This is a genomic window from Rhizobium sp. Leaf311 (assembly GCF_001423445.1).
GTDB lineage: Bacteria > Pseudomonadota > Alphaproteobacteria > Rhizobiales > Rhizobiaceae > Agrobacterium.
The window spans coordinates 28,707-29,986 of record NZ_LMNZ01000007.1 but is presented as its reverse complement, the minus strand read 5'-3'; the positions used below and the strand labels follow the sequence as shown (position 1 = coordinate 29,986).

The 1,280-nt window shown below is 56.9% G+C and carries 1 protein-coding gene; it reads left to right on the top strand.

Annotation, left to right across the window (positions count from 1 at the left end; translation table 11 throughout):
• Positions 1–431: 431 nt before the first annotated feature.
• A partial coding sequence (locus ASF69_RS10550) for a 5'-methylthioadenosine/S-adenosylhomocysteine nucleosidase (RefSeq protein ID WP_162238073.1) occupies positions 432–1,280 on the top strand: 849 nt, incomplete at its 3' end.

Genomic DNA, 1,280 nt, shown 5'->3' with positions numbered 1-1,280 from the left:
GCCGCGCTGACGCAACTGGAGCCCCAAAACGCAAAAAGCCCCGTGATGGGGCTTTATTGGGATGTCAGATATTTTGGTTGCGGGGGCCTGAATCTTAGGAGACTTGTAAATTCGGCCGGTTGTAACGCACGTTGGCCGAGCGCAAATCCGCTTCGCACTAACGAAACCCGCCGTGCGCGCCAAATCAGTTGTCCACTTCACCGACCGATTTGGCCCCGATTGCGGACTGTCTTCTACCGTGCTCAGGCGAAAAAGCCACAATCTAACCGCAACCACTGGCTTCGCTTGGCGGCAACCCAAATCAAGGCCAGAGCCTTGTGGCATTTCTTATGCTCGGCCCTCTTTCAAGGTGGGATATCAATCGAAACAGGTTGCGCTGGCCCCTGGCGCCGGAATAGGTTTCACTACTTATCGAGGGATACTGAGGGCACGTGACGAGTCGAACCGCCAACGAAATTTTCGCTGACGCTGATCAACGTGGCCTGCGCCGCGTACTCATTGTTACAGCGATTGCACTCGAGATGCGCGCAGTGCGCGCGCACCTCGAAGCGCTGGGCGACAAGACCCTTCGGAATCATCAAATCGTCGAGCTTGGCAGTTTCTCATCAGATGGCGAGGATTGTTTAGTCGTTGTTGCAGAAAGCCGCGCCGGCAACCTCGAGGCCCAGGCATCGGTGATCTATCCAGCGCAGGAATGCGGGCCATTCGACATGATCATATTTGTCGGTGTGGCGGGATCCCGCAAGAAGGACGTCCCAATCGGATCGGTGGTCGCCTCGAGTAAGATCTATTCTCCCTATTCGGGCAAGTACGAGGGTAGTGAGTTTAATGCGCGGGCAGCGGTCTTCCCCGCAGATCAGGTCCTCGTTCAACTGGCTACGAAGGTGGAGCGCGATGGCGAATGGGTTGATCGTATCCGACCGGCCCTCAGGGGCTCGCTGCCAAGCATCGACGATTATCCTAAGCCCTACCCCCCTGGGGCAGTGATCGCTCCAATTGTTTCGGTAGAGGCAGTATCGGCAGACGCAACCTCCCAGCTCGAAACGCAGATCTCGAAGCACTGCGGTGATGCGCAGGCAATTGAAATGGAGGGCTACGGGGCACTGTCCGCTGCGCGGCAGGAAAGCACACCGGCAATCGTCATTCGGGGGATCTCCGATGCCAGGGAAGGTAAGGAGCATGAAAAGGACGCCATCTATCAGCCGGTTGCCGCGGCTCATGCCGCAGCTTTTGCCTTTGAACTCATCTCGCTTAGGATCAAGCGTTATCCGTCAAGTTCA